The 17,450-nt window shown below is 71.0% G+C and carries 16 protein-coding genes and 1 pseudogene; 5 read left to right on the top strand and 12 right to left on the bottom strand.

Annotated elements, in window-relative coordinates; all coding sequences use genetic code 11:
- Nucleotides 1-155: 155 nt before the first annotated feature.
- Nucleotides 156-1,493: a sensor histidine kinase gene (locus A3IC_RS0117340; protein WP_020551316.1), complete on the bottom strand. Its 1,338-nt coding sequence runs from the start codon at nt 1,491-1,493 to the stop codon at nt 156-158.
- A gap of 418 nt (nt 1,494-1,911) precedes the next feature.
- Nucleotides 1,912-2,676 carry an SAM-dependent methyltransferase gene (locus A3IC_RS0117335; protein WP_026218373.1) on the bottom strand — a complete coding sequence of 255 codons (765 nt, stop codon included), beginning with the start codon at nt 2,674-2,676 and terminating at the stop codon, nt 1,912-1,914.
- 200 nt (nt 2,677-2,876) lie between these two features.
- Here A3IC_RS0117335 and A3IC_RS54975 point away from each other — a divergent pair, with 200 nt between their 5' ends.
- Complete coding sequence (locus A3IC_RS54975; protein ID WP_020551314.1) at nt 2,877-3,137, top strand: hypothetical protein; 261 nt, start codon at nt 2,877-2,879, stop codon at nt 3,135-3,137.
- Between the two features lie 34 nt (nt 3,138-3,171).
- On the opposite strand, the gene ku is transcribed toward A3IC_RS54975, so the two are convergent.
- Nucleotides 3,172-4,044: a non-homologous end joining protein Ku gene (gene ku / locus A3IC_RS0117325; protein WP_245599335.1), complete on the bottom strand. Its 873-nt coding sequence runs from the start codon at nt 4,042-4,044 to the stop codon at nt 3,172-3,174.
- Between the two features lie 441 nt (nt 4,045-4,485).
- On the opposite strand from ku, the gene A3IC_RS66750 reads away from it, so the two are divergent.
- The 3 genes from A3IC_RS66750 to A3IC_RS0117305 all read left to right on the top strand — a co-directional run bounded on the left by A3IC_RS66750 (nt 4,486) and on the right by A3IC_RS0117305 (nt 8,578).
- A complete protein-coding gene (locus tag A3IC_RS66750; protein WP_020551311.1) occupies nt 4,486-4,659 on the top strand; it encodes a hypothetical protein in 174 nt (57 codons plus the stop codon).
- 229 nt (nt 4,660-4,888) lie between these two features.
- Nucleotides 4,889-5,668, top strand: coding sequence for an alpha/beta fold hydrolase (locus tag A3IC_RS0117310; protein WP_026218372.1), 780 nt, complete (start codon nt 4,889-4,891; stop codon nt 5,666-5,668).
- Between the two features lie 393 nt (nt 5,669-6,061).
- Nucleotides 6,062-8,578, top strand: coding sequence for a sensor histidine kinase (locus A3IC_RS0117305; RefSeq protein WP_425387342.1), 2,517 nt, complete (start codon nt 6,062-6,064; stop codon nt 8,576-8,578).
- Between the two features lie 105 nt (nt 8,579-8,683).
- On the opposite strand, the gene rox is transcribed toward A3IC_RS0117305, so the two are convergent.
- Complete coding sequence (gene rox, locus A3IC_RS0117300) at nt 8,684-10,234, bottom strand: rifampin monooxygenase (RefSeq protein WP_020551308.1); 1,551 nt, start codon at nt 10,232-10,234, stop codon at nt 8,684-8,686.
- A 439-nt stretch (nt 10,235-10,673) separates the two neighbouring features.
- Between rox and A3IC_RS0117295 the strand changes: the two genes are divergently transcribed.
- Entirely contained in the window at nt 10,674-11,396 is a 723-nt protein-coding gene (locus A3IC_RS0117295) for a dienelactone hydrolase family protein (protein ID WP_020551307.1), read from the top strand.
- 418 nt (nt 11,397-11,814) lie between these two features.
- On the opposite strand, the gene A3IC_RS71105 is transcribed toward A3IC_RS0117295, so the two are convergent.
- From A3IC_RS71105 to A3IC_RS54955, 8 genes and pseudogenes are all read right to left on the bottom strand, one after another.
- The gene (locus A3IC_RS71105) at nt 11,815-11,988 is read right to left on the bottom strand and encodes a hypothetical protein (RefSeq protein WP_245599334.1); all 174 of its coding nucleotides are present in this window, start codon (nt 11,986-11,988) and stop codon (nt 11,815-11,817) included.
- A gap of 490 nt (nt 11,989-12,478) precedes the next feature.
- Nucleotides 12,479-14,209 carry a protein kinase domain-containing protein gene (locus A3IC_RS62360; RefSeq protein ID WP_020551305.1) on the bottom strand — a complete coding sequence of 577 codons (1,731 nt, stop codon included), beginning with the start codon at nt 14,207-14,209 and terminating at the stop codon, nt 12,479-12,481.
- A gap of 220 nt (nt 14,210-14,429) precedes the next feature.
- Nucleotides 14,430-14,867 (bottom strand): hypothetical protein, encoded by a 438-nt coding sequence (locus tag A3IC_RS0117280; protein ID WP_020551304.1) that lies wholly within the window; start codon nt 14,865-14,867, stop codon nt 14,430-14,432.
- A gap of 413 nt (nt 14,868-15,280) precedes the next feature.
- Nucleotides 15,281-15,859: an ABC transporter permease family protein gene (locus A3IC_RS73530; protein ID WP_425387340.1), complete on the bottom strand. Its 579-nt coding sequence runs from the start codon at nt 15,857-15,859 to the stop codon at nt 15,281-15,283.
- A gap of 225 nt (nt 15,860-16,084) precedes the next feature.
- Complete coding sequence (locus A3IC_RS72550) at nt 16,085-16,216, bottom strand: hypothetical protein (RefSeq protein ID WP_281174497.1); 132 nt, start codon at nt 16,214-16,216, stop codon at nt 16,085-16,087.
- Nucleotides 16,216-16,674, bottom strand: a complete 459-nt coding sequence (locus tag A3IC_RS73525) for a carboxylesterase family protein (protein WP_026218371.1) — start codon at nt 16,672-16,674, stop codon at nt 16,216-16,218. Before A3IC_RS73525 ends, A3IC_RS72550 begins: the two co-directional genes overlap by 1 nt.
- A 238-nt stretch (nt 16,675-16,912) precedes the next feature.
- Nucleotides 16,913-17,020, bottom strand: a pseudogene (locus tag A3IC_RS73520) (hypothetical protein); the annotation flags it as partial.
- Between the two features lie 208 nt (nt 17,021-17,228).
- Nucleotides 17,229-17,450, bottom strand: a 222-nt coding sequence (locus A3IC_RS54955; protein WP_020548772.1) for an IS30 family transposase, incomplete at its 5' end; no start/stop codon positions are given.

Below are 17,450 nucleotides of genomic sequence, written 5' to 3'. Positions count from 1 at the left end.
CCGCACCATAGCGGCCCGCCCTCGCACCGTCGGCGCGCGATGCGACACGTGGGCGCACGGTGGCTCGACGCACCGGGACTGCCGCGACACGGGCCTCCCCGGCGCCGGGCGCGCTACGTAGGACGCGTCGTCGCCGTACGCCTCCGGCGGTCGGATCACTCCGTCCCGAAGGAGGATGAGGTCTTCGGCGAGGACACCGCGCACGGGATCTCCATCGTCACCCGGGTCGGGCCGTTCGGCGGGCTGGTCACGGTCAGGACCCCGTCGAACGTGGCGAGCCGTCGCTCGATGCCGCGCAGGCCGCTCCCCCGGCCGGGATCCGCGCCGCCTCGGCCGTCGTCGGTGATCTCGACGCGCAACAGCCCGAGTTCGTGGCCGATGTCGACCCGGACCCGGTCGGCGCCCGAGTGCTTGGCCGCGTTGGTGAGCACTTCCGAGACGGCGAAGTACGCGGCCGACTCCACCGCCGCGTCCGGACGCCCCGGCAGGTCGACCACGACCTCCACGTCCAGGGGGCAGATCAGGGCGAGCGAGCGTACGGCGTCACCCAGACCCCGGTCGGCCAGGATCGGCGGATGAACGCCGCGAACCAGGTCGCGCAGTTCCTCCAACGCCTTGGACGAGGACTCGCGGGCCTGGACCAACAGTTCGCGCACGGCGGCGGGATCGCTCTCCAAGAGGTGTTCGGCCGCGCCGAGTGTCATGCCCATCGCGACCAGGCGGGCCTGGGCGCCGTCGTGCAGGTCGCGCTCGATCCGCCGGATCTCGGCGGACTGCGCGTCGGCCGCCTCGGCCCGGGTCGCGGTGAGCCGTTCGATCCGATACGCCGCCCGCGCCTTCCCGCTCGGCGCGAGCACGGCCCGGGTGTACCGGGCGTGCAGACGCACCGAACGCGGCGCCAACCACAGCGCCAGGGGCAGCTGGAGCAGACCGAGCACACCCGCCAGGGTGGCGGAGGTCTGATCCCGGACCGGAACGAACAGATACCAAAGGCCGTCCCACTCCCGCGACAACGAAACACCGTGGAACGCCAACCCGATCGCCCAGAAACCGCCGAGGACCAGCGCGACCGGCCCGAACACGAGCGTGGCACCGACGACCGGGTCGAGCGCCAACCACAGCCAGTCGCGCCACGTCTGCGGATCCCGGACGATCCACCGCAGCCGAGCGAAGAAGCCGCGCCCACCGGAAGCCGCCTCGGGCGCGGGCAGGTAACACGCCGGAATCCGCACACCGGACCACCGGTACGCCAACGCGCGTTGCCGATCCGCGAGCCGCCGCACCGCGCCCACGACCGGCGCCAGCAACACCAGACCCAGACCCGTACCGAGCAACAACACGACCACGGACGCCGCCAGCGACAGCAACATCGCCACGAACGACAGCCCCCACAGCGCCAACGACCGCCCCAACGCCACGAGTCCCGCCCGGAAGGAGAAGCCCCCACCCAACCCGCGCAGCCGCGCACCGCCCCCCGAGCCCGCATGATTCATCCGTCTTGTGCCCTTCTCTGCGGCTTCGGTACATCGGCCGCATGGGCCGCGTCGCCAGTATGCGGGGGGTCGGCCGGGTAAGTCGGTGGAGGTAGACCCCCTCTTTGGCGCGCCGATCGGGCGAAATATCCGAATCGACGCCGCCCGGCTCGGGACATGGCAAAGACGCGGTGGGCGCGAGGTACCGCCCGATTCGACGTGGGCCCAGGACCGGCGTGGCGCGGCGCCATGCGGTGCGGACCCGGTGGGTCGCCGACGGGGGTGTGGGCGCGGGCCGAATATCGCGGTCGGGCGGCAGGCCCGCTGCATGAGGCAGTCGCCCGACCCGGCCACCGCTACGTCGAAGGCGCCTGTGCCGTCGCCGCGTCGAGGATCGCCTCGATCGCCCGCTCGATACCGAGCCACCGACCGCGAACGGTCAGCAGGCGACGAGGGTGAGGTAGGCGAAGCCGAGTATGCCGCGATAGCCGAGCCACATACTCCGGTGCGCGTCGGCCGAGGCGCGGACCTCCTCCGCCTCCGGGTGGTCGCGGTGGGACGCCGGCCACTCCTCCTTGCCCGCGAGGTACCCGGATTCGAATTGCTCCCACTCGTCGAGGGTGGCCGCCTCGATCCACAACGGGCGGAATCCCGCACTCGTCGCGAGGTCGACGAGCGCCGTCAGGTCCATGTGCTCGTCGGCGGAGGCGCCCGGCCACATTCTCGCCAGGTCGTCGCCCGAGGGCGGCCGCTGCCAGAATCCCTCGCCGAACAACACCCGCCCGCCGGTTCCCACCATGCCCCGCAGGGCGCGCAGCGCCACAGCCGTGTGCGCGGGCGGCTTGGCGTCTCCGAACGCATGGCTGGATCCGACGCACAGAACGACGTCGCCGGGCCCACCGGAGAAGTCCGCCACGGGCTCCTCCACGAACGACGCACGATCGGCGAGCCCTCGGGAGGCGGCGTTCGCACGACCGGTGGCGAGGTGTTCCACGTTGATGTCGACCCCGGTACCGACCGCATCGGGCACCGCTGCCAACAACCGCAACATCAGTTCCCCCCACCCACACCCGAGATCCACCACCGTGCGCGGATTGCCCCTGGCGAGACGTTCGACCATGGCGGCCGATCGGGCAGGCGAGAGCGGCGAGTTGAAGTCGAGCCAGGCATGCATGGGCGGCGGCGAAACAGAAGACGCGGTCATGCCTCCGCAGGCTAGCCCCCATCCACCTCGCCCCGAACAACCGCCTCCACGGCCCACCACCCCCGCCGACCAGGCCGTGGGCACGAGTACGACTCCGCCGAAAACGCTCAGCCTTCCCCGACCCGAGACACACGCACGTCGGTCGACGGGCGTTGGGCAGCGGGCGACGGGTTCGAGCCACAGGGCCTATCCTCGAACACATGTCCGAACGCTTGCCCGATCGCCTGCTCCCGTTGCTCGACGTCCAGCTCGGGTTCGAGCGCGCCCACCTCGCCTGCCTGCACGCCGCCGAACTCGGCGACGAGGACGCGCTGCATCGGGGCCGTGCCGCTCGCCTGTCCGCCATGCGGGCCCTGATCACCGCCCGGGCCGCCGCCGGCGCGGACAGCGCGCCCGATCGCGACCTGCTCAGGCCGGCCGCGTTGGAGGCTCTCGCACGCGAGGCGGCGGACCCCGCCTGACGAAGGGCCCGACGGCCGACCCTGGCGGCGGCGTTCAGCCCGTCTTCCGGCGTGGCCGCGTCGTCGTGCTCTTCTTCGCGGAGGCACGGCCGCTCGCGGTCTTCGCCGCCGTCCGGCCCTTGGTCGTCGCGCGCGTCTTGGTGTCCGTCTCCTTCGCCGGCTTGGGGTGGTCCTTCTCGGCGGCCTTCACGCTCGCGGTGAGCACGGACATCAGGTCGACCACGTTGCTCTCGCCCTCGTCCTTGACGACCACCTCGTCGGGATGCGCGCCGGTGGCCTTGGCCTCGACCAGGGCGTCCATCGCCCGCTGGTAGTCGTCGTGGACGTCGTCCAGGTCGAAGTCCTCACTGAGGGTGTCCATCAACGAGGCGGCCATCTTCATTTCCTGAGGGCGGATGGTGACGTTCTCGGTGGGCGCGATGCCGTCCGGGGCGCGCAGTTCGTCGGGCCACAGCATGGTCTGGAGGGTGAGGATGTCGCCCTGGGCGCGGACCAGCGCCAGGCTCTCGCGCGTGGACAAAGTGATCTTCGTGACCGCCGCCCGGGACTGCCCGGCGAGCGCCTCGCGGATCAGCACGTACGGCTTGGCCGCCGCCGGCGTCGCGGGCCCCAGGTAGTACGGCTTGGACAACATCAACGGGTCGATCCCGGCCTCGTCCACGAAGGCCAGCACGTCGACGACCTTCTTGCTCGGCAGCGGCAGCTCGGACAGGTCCTCGTCGCTGAGGACGACCTGACGACCGTCCGCGGCCTCGTACGCCTTGGCGATGTCCGCGAAGACGACCTCCTCGCCGTCCAGCTCGCACACCCGCTTGTAGCGGATCCGGCCGCCGTCCTCACGATGCACCTGATGCCCCGGCGAGCGGTGCTCGGACGTCGCCGGATACAGCTGGACCGGGATGCTCACCAGTCCGAACGAGATTGCGCCCTTCCACGTAGCCCGCATACCAACCCCTGACCACTGACCGATTTGATCTGAAATGACCATCTTCAACGGTAGGCCACCCCGCCATCACACGCCTCGGCCGGGCGCGGGTGGTCGCCGGTCGCCCACCATGAGGGTTTCGGCCGGATCGCGACACGCGAGCCGAAACAGCGGCGGGTCCGGCTTTTCCGTATGGTGCGCACGGCCGTCGGCCAGGCGGGTCGGCGTGGGCGCGCCCACCGCGTACGGCACCCGGCGTTCCGGAGTCTGCGGCCGGGCGTGGAGCGCCTCGGTACCCGGCGCGGCCCGTGGCCCACCCGGTGGTGAAGGCGTGCCGGTGGGCCTTGCGGACACGTTCCCGGACCGCCGCGCCTCGATCACGCCGGGATCGAGCAGAGCGGCCTTGGGCCCGCTCGCCGCGCGGTGAGCGCGGCGAACATCGTCTCCGGATACCCGGCCGGCATGGGCGACATCCGGATCAACGGCATGGATTTGCTGCACTTCGAGGACGAAACGGGCCGCGTCGACGAGCTCACGGTCATGGTCCGCCCGAAATCCGCAGTGCACGCGCTCGGCAGGCGGTACTCACCGGGCTGATCGCCGCCGGCCCGGCCCCGGAAGCCGCCGCGCGACCGGCGCGGTAGAGCCGTGGAGCCGTAGGGGCCGGCGGGGCGCGGTCCGATCCGAGCAAGGGCGCAGGGGCGCAACGGTGCGGGGGGTCGGCACTCGGCCGAAGGCCGGCCTGTCTGGCGTGCCGCGATGAGTTTCGGGGCGACGGGGAGTCCAATCATGTGGACGCACTTCCCTACCGCCCAAGGAGATCACCATGACGTCGACGTCCGGCTCCCCCACCGTCGGATACGCCCCGGTGAACGGCATCGAGTTGTACTACGAGCTGCACGGCAGCGACGGGCCGCCACTGGTCGTACTGCACGGCGGCGCACTGACCATCGACCTGAGCTTCGCCGCGCTGCTGCCCTCGCTCGCCGCGAACCACCGGGTGATCGCCATCGAGTTGCAGGGCCACGGCCATACGGCGGACAACGATCGCCCGATGTCCTTGGAGGTCTTCTCCGACGACGTCGTCGCGCTGCTGGACCATCTGGGCGTCGAGCGCGCCGACTTGCTCGGCTTCAGCCTCGGCGGCCTGGTCGCACTGCGTACCGCCGTACGGCACCCGGAGCGGATCGACCACCTCGTGCTGCTCGCGACGCACTACCGCCACGACGGCTACCACGCGGAGATCACCGCGCCCGAACAGACCTCTGAGCGGCTGCCGACCGCGGCCGACTTCGCGGCGATGGTCGACGCCTACGCCCGGGTCGCCCCCGACCCCACCCGCTTCGAGGCCACCATGGCCAAGCTCCAGCCGCTGGCCCACGGCTTCGTCGAGTGGACGGAGGACGAGCTGCGTTCGATCGACGCCCCCACCCTCCTCGTCATCGGCGACACCGACTTCATCCGCATCGAGCACGCCGCACGCATGTACGAACTCATCCCCCACGCCCACCTGGCGATCCTCCCCGACACCACCCACATGAACGTCCCCGCCAACACCGACCTCCTCGTCCCGATGCTCGATGCCTTCCTACCGACAAAGGCGTGACGGGTCGTCGAGTACCGGGGCGCCGCGGGCGCGGGGCGAGAGAGGCCGCGGCGTACGTGTGGGAGTTGGTGACGACGCCGTGGGCGGAGAGGGCGATGGTCGACGGCTCGGCTTGGGTCGGCGCCGGCTTGGGGGCGTGGACGACAATGTGCGGGGTCGGTCGTCGGGGTGCCGTCGGCGGGTGGGGCGATGGGCTTGATCTCGGCCTGCGGAGTGGTCGGGGCGCGAAGGTGTTCGGAAGGGATGGGTGCGGTGTCACACGGACAGGTCGGAGTCCGCAGTTCGCCGGATCCCGCTGTCTCGGGGGCGAGTGGAACCGCCGTCGAGGTCCCCGGGCGAGGCCGGTTGCGGGTCTATCTGGGTGCGGCGCCGGGGGTGGGCAAGACATACGCGATGCTCGACGAGGCGCGTCGCAGACGCTCGCGCGGTACGGATGTGGTGGTCGGTGTGGTGGAGTGCCACGGCCGACCTCGTACCGAGGAGCTGCTCGACGGGCTGGAGGTCGTGCCGCGGAGGCAACTGGCCCCTCGGGGTGATTCGTTCGCCGAGATGGACGTGGACGCGGTGATCGCCCGTCGACCCCGGGTGGTACTGGTGGACGAACTCGCGCACACCAACGCGCCGGGTTCGCGCAACGCGAAGCGCTGGCGGGACGTCGAGGAGATCCTCGACGCGGGGATCGACGTGATCTCCACGGTGAACGTGCAGCACCTGGAGTCGCTCAACGAAGTGGTCGAGTCGATCACGGGCGTCCTGCAGCACGAGACGGTGCCCGACGCGGTGGTACGTCGTGCGGATCAGGTCGAACTCGTGGACCTGACACCGGAGGCGTTGCGGCGGCGGCTCGCGCACGGAAACGTGTACCCGCCCACGGCCGTGGGCGCCGCATTGGCGAGCTACTTCCGGCCGGGGAATCTGACCGCGTTACGGGAGTTGGCGCTGTTGTGGGTGGCGGATCGCATGGACGATCACCGGCGCGAGCACCGCCACGGGCGCGACCACCGGATCGACGCGACGTGGCCGGCGCGCGAGCGGGTGGTGGTGGCGCTGACCGGCGGGCCCGAGGGCGACACCCTGGTCCGACGCGCGGCGCGAATCGCCGATCGCGCGCCGGGCGGGGAAGTACTCGCGGTGCACGTGGCCCGCAGCAACGGCCCCTCGTGCTGCTCGTCGGCCGATCTGGCCCGGCAGCGCCGGTTGGTGGACACGCTGGGCGGCACGTTCCACTCCGTCGTCGGCGACGACGTGCCCGGCGCCCTGCTCGACTTCGCGCGCGGGGTGCACGCCACACAGATCGTCCTGGGCGGCAGCCGGCGCCGCCCCTGGCAGTACGTCCTGGGCCCCGGCGTCGGCCCCACCGTCGCCGCTCGCTCCGGCGACATCGACACCCACATCGTCGCCCACGAACACATCGGCCGCGGCCGGGAGACCACACCGAAACGTTCGACCACCGCCCGGGGACGAGCCGTCGCGAGCTGGTCGGTGGCGCTCCTCGGGCCACTGATACCGGCCGCCGTGCTCGTGCCGATGCGCGGCGGTGTGGCGCTGCCCGGAGACATGCTGCTGTTCCTGGCCCTGACCGTCGGGGTCGCCCTGTTCGGCGGCCTGTGGCAGGCGGTGGCCACGGCCGTGGTCGGATCGCTGTTGCTGGACTACTACTTGGCCGCGCCCACGCACACCCTGAAGATCGCCGCGCCGGGCAACATGCTCAGCCTCGTGGTCTTCGTCGTCATCGCCCTGGCCGTGGCATCCGTCGTCGACCTGGCCGCCCGGCGCGCCCAGCAGGCCGCGCGCAACCAGGCCGAGGCGGACACGCTGAGCTTTTTGGCCGGCAGCGTACTGTGCGGCGAAGGCGCGCTGCCCGCGCTGCTCGAACGGGTCCGGGAGACATTCGGCGTGGAGTCGGTGGCCGTGCTCCAACGGGACGGACCCCGCGAATGCTGGGCGAGCGTCGACTCGATCGGCCCCAATCCGCCGACCCGGCCCGACAAGGCGGACGTCGAGGTCCCGGTGGACCAGTCGCTCGCGCTGGTGTTGTCCGGCCGCGCGCTGCCCGCGGACACGCGTCGGGTCCTGAGCGCGTTCGCCGCGCAGGCCGCACTGGTCCTGGAACGACGCACGCTGGTCGCCGAGGCGGCGGAGGCACGCCGACTCGGCGAGGGCCACAGCCTCGACACCGCCCTGTTCGCGATCGTCGCCCGGGATTTGCGCGCGCCGCTGGCCGCGATCAAGGCCGGTGCGTCCGGCCTGCGTTCGCACGAGGTGAACTGGACGCGCGCGGAGCGGGCCGAGTTGCTCGCCACCATCGAGGCGGGCGCCGATCGGCTCGACCAACTGATCGGCAACCTGCTCGACATGAGCCGGTTGCGGATGGGCACGATCGAGCCGCTGCCGAGCGACATCGCGTTGGACGAGGTGGTCCCGGGCGCGGTGGCCCGGGCCGCGCGCACGGCGGTACGGGTGTCGGTGCCCGACACGCTGCCGACCGTGCGCGCCGACGGTGAGCTGCTGGACCGGGTGGTGGCCAACCTGGTCGAGAACGCCGTCCTGCACACACCGCCCGACACCCCCGTGATCGTCGCCGCGAAGACGGTTCGCGGCCGCATCGAACTGCGCGTGGTGGACCGCGGCCCCGGCCTGCCCGACGACGCCAAGGACCGCGTGTTCGAAGCCTTCGCCCGCCACGGCGACGCCCCCCGAAGCCGCGGCGTCGGCCTGGGACTTGCCGTCGCGCGCGGATTCGCCGAAGCCATGGGCGGCGCCCTCGCCGCCGAGGACACCCCCGGCGGCGGCCTCACCATGATCCTCACCCTCCCCGCCTCCACCGGGCCCGAACCGGGCGCCCGCCCCGGCCCGACTCACCTCCCGGGCGGGCGTCCCGAGATCCCACGACCCGAACCGGCGCCCTGAGCACCGGCGAGCCCTCGCGGCCGGGTGATGCCGCTCCGACCACCGAGTCGATCGCCGCCGGCCGTTCGATCCTCCTCAGGGGCCCTTTCGGTTGTTCAGGCGAAATCAGTTGGCGGGCTTGCCGAACCAGCGGGAGAGGTGCTCGTCCAGGTCCTGCTGATCGTCGCCGATCCAGGCGACGTGGCCGTCGGGGCGTAGCAGGACGCACGGAACATCCAGTACCGCAGTGGGATCCGCCAGGTAGTCGACCCGGTCCGACCAGCCGCCGACGGTCAGGCGTTCGGTGCGGTCCAGCAGCAGGCCGCGGCCGCGATGCAGCAGACCGTACAGGTGGCCCTGTCTCACGTCGATGTCGCGCAGGCGGCGGCCGAGCAGGTCGGGGCCTTCGCCGAAGTCGTAGCGGATGCCGATCGCGGTGATCTTCTCGATCAGATGGCGATTCACCGCGTCGAAGTCCATCAGTTCGGTGAGCAGCCTGCGCACGGCCTGCGGGCCCGGTTCGGTGGAATGCAGTTCCATCTGGGCGCGGGTGTTGTCCAGCACGTCCTCGGCGACCGGATGCCGTTCGGCCTGGTAGGTGTCCAGCAGTGTCTCCGGCGCCCAGCCGCGGATCTGCGCCGCCAGTTTCCAGCCGAGGTTGAATGCGTCCTGAACGCCCAGGTTGAGGCCCTGCCCGCCGGCGGGGGGATGGATGTGTGCCGCATCACCGGCCAGCAGCACCCGCCCGACCCGATAACGTTCGGCCAGCCGGGTGGCATCCCCGAAGCGGGACAACCAGCGCGGGGAGTGCACGCCGAAATCGGTTCCGGCGATGGCGCGCAGCTGTTGCCTGAAGTCCTCGACGGTGGGCGGTTCCGCGCGATCGCCGACTCCCGCGCCGGGGACCACGACGCGATAGACCCCTTCGCCGAAGGGCCTGAGACTGAAAATCTTGTCGGTCTCGTGGATTTCGGTCACCTTGGCGGCGATCTCCTCCTGCGGCACACCCACTTCCATCTCACCCATCAGCGTCTCGGTCCGCGAGGGCTCGCCGGGGAAGCCGACGCCGAGCAGCTTGCGCACCGTACTGCGCCCGCCGTCACAGCCGACGAGATAGCGCGAACGCAGCTGTTCACCGTCGGCCGCCACGACGGTCACACCCTCGTCGTCCTGCTCGAAATCGGCCACCACGCAACCGCGCCGGACCTGCGCACCCAGCTCGATCGCATGCTCTTCGAGCAGGTGAACGATGACCGGCTGCGGGATGCCCAGCAGATAGGCGTGCGCGGAATCCAGGCCCTCGGGCGCGGGTTTGGTGATGGCGGCGAAGAATCCGCCGGCCGGACGCCGTCTTCCGTGTTCGAGAATGCGCTCCAGCAGTCCGCGCATTGCCATCAGCTCGATACTGCGAATATGCAGACCGACGATGCGGACGAACGACACGGGCTCGGTTTCCTTCTCCAAAACGAGTACCCGCACATCGTGCAGCCGCAGTTCGGCGGCCAGCATCGCACCGGTGGGCCCGCACCCGGCAATGATCACGTCGAAATCGAACATGAGGGGCGCGCGATCGGCGCCGGAGGCCGACGACCGGAGTCCGGGGACGTCGCCCACGGTGAGGTCGTGCCCGACCGTATCGTTCGACGACGGCACGGCGGTGAACTGCGAAGAGGGCATGGGTGTTGCCTTTCGGGAGTGCCTTGTTGGCGAGGCGCTCCCGGCGACACCTACATCAATCGCCCGACCGTGACGGGAGGGAGAGCACCCACATCGATACAGCGTTCATGGGTCTCGCCTCCTCGGGCGGTGTCACGGTCCACCGCAAGCTACAAACCCGAGCATCATCCCGTCCAATCCTTTCCCGGCCAGGTGATCACAACTGACCGCACGGGCTTGGCCTTTGGGCGAGCGGCTCCGTGGCATCCGGTCACCGAGCGTCCGCGAAACCTGTTGGCGGACCATGGCGACCGCTGCTACGTTTCCGGAGGCCGTGCGAGAGAACGAGGAGGTGGTACCCGTGAACGCAGTATCGACATGGGTGCTCCCCTCCGGAGTCACGGTCGGACGATAGGTCGTCCGGGAGCGCCGTTCAAGAGCACTCCCGAAGGGCACGACCATGCGATTCACTTCCGAACAGCGCCTCGACGACGGCGTCCTCGAACGCGAATTCACCCTCGGCGAGATCCCCGGCGTCCTGTGGACGTCTGGATCCGCGCCTGCCCCGCTGATCCTGATCGGCCACAACGGCGGCTTGCACAAGCGGGAATCGCGGCTGGTGGGCCGGGCCCGGCAGTCCGCGGCGGAGTACGGCTACGCGGTGGCCGCCATCGACCACCCCGGGCACGGCGACCGGCCCCGTTCCGCCGTGGATGAGCAGGCTCGCGCCGATCTCCGCCGGGCGATGGCGGCCGGCGAGCCGGTCGACGAGATCTTCGAGTCCTTCATCGTCCCGCTGGTCGAAAAGGCGGTCCCGGAATGGCGGACCACCCTGGACGCCCTTCTCGCGCTGCCCGAGATCGGCGGCCCGGTCGGGTACTCGGGGATGACCGCCATCGGCATTCGGCTGGCGGCGGTCGAACCGCGTATCTCGGCCGCCGGATTCTTCGCCGGGGGTTACGTGCCCCGCGCCCAGCGCGAGGAGGCCCGGCAGGTCACCATTCCGCTGCTGTTCCTGCTGCAGTGGGACGACGAAGGGAACGACCGGCAGTCGGCCCTGGACCTGTTCGACGCCTTCGGCACCAAGGAGAAGACGCTGCACGCCAATCTGGGCGGGCACGCCGGCACCCCGTGGTTCGAGGTGGACGACGGAAACCGGTTCTTCGCCCGGCACCTGAAGTGAGGCGGGGCCTCCAGGCCGGCAGTAGACGATAGGCGGGCCGGCCAGGCCGCCGCCATCGAGGACGGGTCCCGGCCCTCCTCGATGGCGGTGACCGGCGGATCCACGACCACCCCGACCGCGGCGCTACCAGCCGGACGGGAGCATCTCCCCGATCTCGCAGGATCGTTCCCTTTGGGGCCGTGGCCCAACACGCCACGGCGTCCGCCGTCAGATCCGAACACCCTTTGGCAAAAGAAGATTTCGCCATGCCCGATCCCGCGGCCGACTGCTCATCGATGTCGGGGGGACGTACCGGAGCAGCCGCCCGGGGTGTGCACGGCGTATGACGGGGACGAGTTCGGCCGGGCCTGTTACTGGGGGAGCCCAAGTGCGCTCGCGTAACGGTGGCGGTACGCGGCGTTCTGCGAGGTCTGGCGGATCACCCGGTCCGGGCGGGGCGGAACTGTAGGAGGTAGCTGTCCGCCTGCGGATCCTTGGCCCCTCCGGTGGAGAGTTGCCGTCCCTCGTCCATCCCCCGGGCGCAGTACCGTACCCGGTAGTCGGGCCGGGTGAGATCCAGGTCCCAAGCTGCCTCGGCCGCCCACTGCGCCAACCGGGTTCGTTCCGATGTCGGACGGAAGGACACCTCCACCACGTCCTCCCAAACATGGTGGCGCTCTCCATGGTGTCGGCGATCCTGGCGGCGCTCGCCCACGCGCACAGCCGCCGCGTGGTGCATCGCGACGTCAAGCCCGCCCGACGTGGTGCTCGCGAAGACCATCGCGGCGTATCTCGGCTACGCCCCGGACCATATCCGCTTCATGAGCGTGGAAGTACGGCATCGGCCTGACCACAGAAGACAAGCCGCCGCGAACCGCCGTCAACGACGCCCGCCAGGACGCGTTCACCCATGGCCATTGGAAGCAGGGATACCAACAAACGCTCGGCGCGATGGGGATCCCCGCACCACCGATACCAACCTTGGAACGGTACTGGGCGAGCACACCGATCACGACCGTGATCCGACCTTGGTGCGGCCGCGGGTGGACTTCGGATCGCTCCTCGGAAAACGGCAACGCGGCCTGACGTCCGCTCACTTGCGGCTACGGGTATCGACGGTCGGGTGCCGTGTCGCCGGCGCTGCGCGAGCCGCGTTCGGCCAGACCTCGCGCGCCGGTGACGGCGACCACGATCAGCACGACCAGGGTGTAGCCCCCCTCACGGGGGCCGGCGGCGCGGTACTCGGTCTGGGCCCACCAGGCGGCGGCAAACGCGATCCACAGCAGGCCCGTCAGGACCGAGGGGTTGTGCCGACGGCGGACGAAGCCCGCGAGCGCGAACGGCACGAGCCCGAGGAACGGCAGCGCGTGGATCCAGGCCGGCGCCCCCAGGGCGGCGTAGTTGAGCGAGACGACGTATGCCCAACTGATCGTCACACTGAGCCGCGCCGACCACAGCAGCGCCAAGAGGGAAAGAACCAGTGCGACTTCGGCGGCGGGAATCAGGATGGGCGGGACCGGCCGCTCGAACCGGATGAGCGACATCGTGGAGATCAGCAGAAACACCCATCCCACGACGGCAATTGCCCCGGTTTCCGTGGGACGGTAGCGAATCGTCCACGGAGATCGGGGCCGCACGCTCCCGCCCCTGGGGTCGACCTCGCCAGGGTTGCCGGGCAGCGGAGCCGTGGTCCCGGCGCCTGCGTACGGCCCGACCCCGGGGCCGGCCCCGAACCCGCCACCGAATCCGACCTCGGCTCCGAATCCGACCCCGGGCCCGCCTCCGTTCCCGGCACCCGCGCCACCTCCAACCCCTGGCGGACTCCCCGCCGGCCAACCAGGCATCGGGCCCGGCGGCAGGAGTGTCACCGCTGCTGCGGGTCCGCCGGGCGTGAACCGCCCGTCCGCCTCCGGGGATCGCGGCGTACCGGTGGCGGTCGGTCGGCTGTGCGGCGCGACCGCCGTCGGGTCGGCGCTCAGGGCGCGTTGCGCCGACTCCAGCGCCGACCGGAACGTCGCCGCGTCGGCGTACCGCTGCTCCGGGGATTTGGCGAGGGCGGACAGGGTGAGGACATCGACATGGGCCGGGACGTCCGTCCGCAGCGCAGACGGTGGCGGCGGTTGTTTGGTCAGGTGCTGGTTCATCACCGCGAACGGCGAGTCACCGGTGAACGGCGGTTGTCCGGTGAGTAGTTCGTACAGCAGGCAGCCGAGCGAGTAGATGTCGGTGCGCGCGTCGACCGCATCGCCGTCGATCTGCTCGGGCGACAGGTACGCCGGCGTCCCGACCATGAGCCCGGTCGCGGTCAAGCGCGTCGTCGTCTCGGCGAGCGCCTTGGCAATGCCGAAGTCGAGCACCTTGACCGAGCCGGACTCGGTGACCATGACGTTCGACGGCTTGATGTCCCGATGGATCACACCCAGGCCGTGGCTGTGCACCAGCGCGTCGGCGACGTCGCGGGCCATCGCGACCGCCCGGGCGATCGGCAACGGGCCGGTACGCAGGGCGTCGGTCAGCGTGCGGCCGTCGATGTACTCCATGACCAGGAACGGGACGACGTCGGCGCCGTCGACGTCCTCGCCCACGTCGTGCAGCGTCGCCACGCCGTGGTGGGACAGGGCAGCGCTGGTACGGGCCTCACGGCGGAACCGCCGGCGGAACTCCTCGTGGCGGGTGAGTTCGGCGGGCAGCACCTTCACGGCCACGGTGCGCCCGAGTTCGCGGTCGACGCCCTTCCACACCTCCCCCATGCCGCCCCTGCCCACCAACTGCACCAGTTCGTACCGCCCCGCCAGAACCCGCATGTCCGAGTGCCCCCGCTGCTCGCTCGCCATTGCCGCAGACACCGTACCGGCCGGCCGGGTGCCGGCATGGTCGGCGACTACGGGTCACGCCATCGCGGGATACGCGATACGGATTCGAATGCGGATACGAGCGTGGCCGGTGGGTGGCGGGCGTCGGCGGTGAAGGCGGGCTCGGCGTCGATGGATCGAATCGGCTTCGGCTCCGCGCTGCCGCGCCCGCCGTGGACTTCGGCGGTGTTCCGTCGGGCGGTCAGGCGGCCTTGGCTCGGCCTCCGGAGATCTGGCGCAGGGCGTCGTCGAGGTCGGACTGGGCGCGTTGCAGCCAGGCTGTGGTGATGTCCACGGCGTCACCGGCTTCGCCGCTGCGCCGGTGCAGGTGCGGCTGCTCGCCCTCCTCGGCGGCGCGGGCGTGCTTGATCGCGTGGTGGATACGTCCCGCGGCGGCGAGTTCGCCACCCGCGACCTGGAGCCAGGCTCGGGTCGTCTCGTCGGCGACCTTGCCGGTGTTCGCGGAGTCGGACAGTACCCGCGCGATCGCCTCGATGCTCTTGCCCGCCAGCTTGCGCGGCGCCAACGCCGGTGGCAGACCGGCAAGTTGGTCCAGCTCGGCCAGGGCCACACTCTCCAGCAGGGCCAGGGTGTACGTCACTCGGCCCAGTTTCAACAGATACTCGTCATCCGGGATCATCGAGCCATTGTGCGATACGGGTCGGACACGATCGTGACACCACACGGCGTGTCGCAACCAATGCAGCCGGACGCGCGAAACCGGCGCCTCATGGACACAGCCGGGGGCGCCCCGCGCCACCGCGTCGGTGCCTCGGAACCGGCAGCGGTCACCGTTCCCACCCACGAGCGCTCCCGCGCTCGTGATCCGGTGGCCTCGACGACCGCGCCCTCCGGAGAGGACGCCGCCGAGCGGCTCGGGCGTCGCGGCGGCGGGTCGCGCGGCGGGCACGTACGCGGGCGCGGGCACTCGACCGCGTTGTCGCGGACCGAGCGGTGGGAGATGCGAGGCCGAGCGCACAGACGTTGTCGAGCCCGTCGTGGGGGTGGCGCGAGCACGCTGCGCGCCGACGGCCGGCACCGGTCGGTACGCCGTCAGTCAGCGCGTCGGCGTAGCGCCGGTAGGCGGCCCCGACGGAACACGTGAGCACCCGGGTCGTCGGCGAGGAGCCGCCCGACGATTGGGGGTGAGATCGCCGGGCGGCCCGGGCACCGACCACGGGGGTTGTCGGCGCATCCGCAACGATCCGCCGTACAGCCGCCCGTACGCAAGACCCGACGCGCCACCCGCGCAGCCCGCAAGCCTTGCGCAGGAACCCGGAAAGCTTGGGCCCGGCACGGGAGTTGCGCCAGCCTCACGCCCACGCGGGTGCAATCCCGGCTCGGACCGCGCCCCGGCTCGGACACCCCTGCCCCGGTTCGGACCAGCGAGGACCCGAGGTCGCCGGGCGCGACGCCCTTGAGCCGGTCCCAATACTGCATCGGCAACGAGTCGTTGAGGCCGAGTTGGTCGCGAACCGCGTGGTACTGCGCCTCCGTCGCGTGCTGTCCGACGATCGTGCGGGCCGGATCGCCCGGGACCGGGGAGACCGGCACGAATGTGAGCGCGGAGACGACGAACAGCAGGGGTATCGAGGAAAGCAGCCGTCGGGATATCAGTCGGAGAATTGCCATGCTCACCTCTTGGACGGTGCCGCGATGGGGCGGCGCGCGGTGACGTCGGCGACGTGGGTCGGCCGGGCGGTGCCGCAGTGGGGCGGTGGAGTCGGGGACGTGGGTCGGGCTGCAGGAGTGAGTGGGAGCGCGGTCGCAAGCGGGGTGAGGATGCGGACGTGGATGGATGCCGACGCGGCCGCGGGCCCGGGGTTCGATGGCGCGCGTGCAGCGGTGGTGCGCATGTCACCGGGTGGACAGCGGCTGCCAGATGCGCCGGGACGCGGCCAACGGGTCGCGAACCACGATTGGTTCCGCGTCCCGGATACGGACCTGCGGATTATCGGCCGCGAACCGCGGCGGTCGGTTGCGGGCCATCACGACCAGCATGGGCAACGACCGAGCCGCGGCCACGGCCACGGCCATGGCCATGCCGACAGGCTCGGCTTGAGCAGGCCACGTTGCAGCGACCACAGGCTGGCGATGTTCTCCCGCACCCAGGCAAGGGCCGCGATCTGGTCCAGGAGGCCCCGATTGGCGGGCGCTCCGGGGACGAACCCGAAGCCCTCGAAACCCACTCGGTAGTTGAACGTGACCAGGACCACCCCACCGGCGGCGAGCACGTCCCCGTCGTGGTTCGGATCGCCCGAGTACCCCGACTTCCAGGCACCGCCGTGGATCCACACCATCACCGGCAGCCGGTCGCCGCCGCCCGCGGGCGTCCACACGTTGACGCTCAGGCAGTCCATACCGTCCTGGGGCCGCCACACCCGGGGCATCCCGGGCACCAACGGAACCTGCGGCGGCGCCGCGCCGAAGGTGTCCGCCGGGCGCACACCGTCCCAGGCTTGCGCTGCCGGTGACGAAGGCCCCGCCGTGCAGCCAGACCAGCACCGGGCGTCGGGCGTCGTCGACACCGGGCGTCCACACGTTCAGGGTCGGACAGCCGGCCTCGTCGTGCACGAACGGCGGGTGGCCGAACATGCGCTCCAGGACGATGTCCCGATTCTGCGGCGCGGCCGGCCCGTACCTGGACGCGTCCCGGACACCGGTCCACGGCTGCGCGGGCTCGGGCGCACGGAAGCGGTTCGCGCCGTTTGGCGGCACGGCATACGGAACTCCCTTGAAGACGAAGGTGTTTCCGCGCGCGGTGGCACGGATCTCACCACTCGCGGTCGACACATGGGCGTGCGGGCGTGGTCGCGGACGCGGCCCGTTCACGACTGCTCCACGAGTCGCCGACGCATCCGGGCGGCGGGCCCTGCGGCGGTGGCCGCGTCGCTACGCCGCGGTATCCGCACAGCCGAGACCCGGACGGACGACGACGAACGCCCCGGGCGGATGCCTGCTTGGCAGATTCCAGGGGTCGTCGCAACACGTGGTTGGTTTTTCAGGCCGCGAGTAGTTTATGCAGGCGCTCGGCTGGGGTTGCCCAGTCGAGCGTTTTGCGTGGTCGGCCGTTGAGTTCGGCGGCGACGGCGTCGAGGTGTTCCCGGGTGTGGGCGGACAGGTCGGTCCCCTTGGGGAAGTACTGCCGGAGCAGGCCGTTGGTGTTCTCGTTGGAGCCTCGTTGCCAAGGACTCCCCGGGTTGCAGAAGTAGACCGGGATGCC

Source organism: Embleya scabrispora DSM 41855 (assembly GCF_000372745.1).
Taxonomy (GTDB): domain Bacteria; phylum Actinomycetota; class Actinomycetes; order Streptomycetales; family Streptomycetaceae; genus Embleya; species Embleya scabrispora.
This window is presented reverse-complemented; position numbering and strand designations above follow the sequence as displayed.

Bases quoted from the DNA above. Each gene is read 5' to 3' on its own strand.
- A3IC_RS54975 (WP_020551314.1), top strand. From the start codon at position 2,877: ATGTCCGAACGCTTGCCCGATCGCCTGCTCCCGTTGCTCGACGTCCAG.
- A3IC_RS73530 (WP_425387340.1), bottom strand. From the start codon at position 15,859: ATGGCAATTCTCCGACTGATATCCCGACGGCTGCTTTCCTCGATACCC.
- A3IC_RS0117280 (WP_020551304.1), bottom strand. From the start codon at position 14,867: ATGATCCCGGATGACGAGTATCTGTTGAAACTGGGCCGAGTGACGTAC.
- A3IC_RS0117305 (WP_425387342.1), top strand. From the start codon at position 6,062: ATGCTCGACGAGGCGCGTCGCAGACGCTCGCGCGGTACGGATGTGGTG.
- rox (WP_020551308.1), bottom strand. From the start codon at position 10,234: ATGCCCTCTTCGCAGTTCACCGCCGTGCCGTCGTCGAACGATACGGTC.
- A3IC_RS0117340 (WP_020551316.1), bottom strand. From the start codon at position 1,493: ATGAATCATGCGGGCTCGGGGGGCGGTGCGCGGCTGCGCGGGTTGGGT.
- A3IC_RS62360 (WP_020551305.1), bottom strand. From the start codon at position 14,209: ATGGCGAGCGAGCAGCGGGGGCACTCGGACATGCGGGTTCTGGCGGGG.
- A3IC_RS0117295 (WP_020551307.1), top strand. From the start codon at position 10,674: ATGCGATTCACTTCCGAACAGCGCCTCGACGACGGCGTCCTCGAACGC.
- A3IC_RS72550 (WP_281174497.1), bottom strand. From the start codon at position 16,216: ATGGCCCGCAACCGACCGCCGCGGTTCGCGGCCGATAATCCGCAGGTC.
- A3IC_RS0117335 (WP_026218373.1), bottom strand. From the start codon at position 2,676: ATGACCGCGTCTTCTGTTTCGCCGCCGCCCATGCATGCCTGGCTCGAC.
- A3IC_RS0117310 (WP_026218372.1), top strand. From the start codon at position 4,889: ATGACGTCGACGTCCGGCTCCCCCACCGTCGGATACGCCCCGGTGAAC.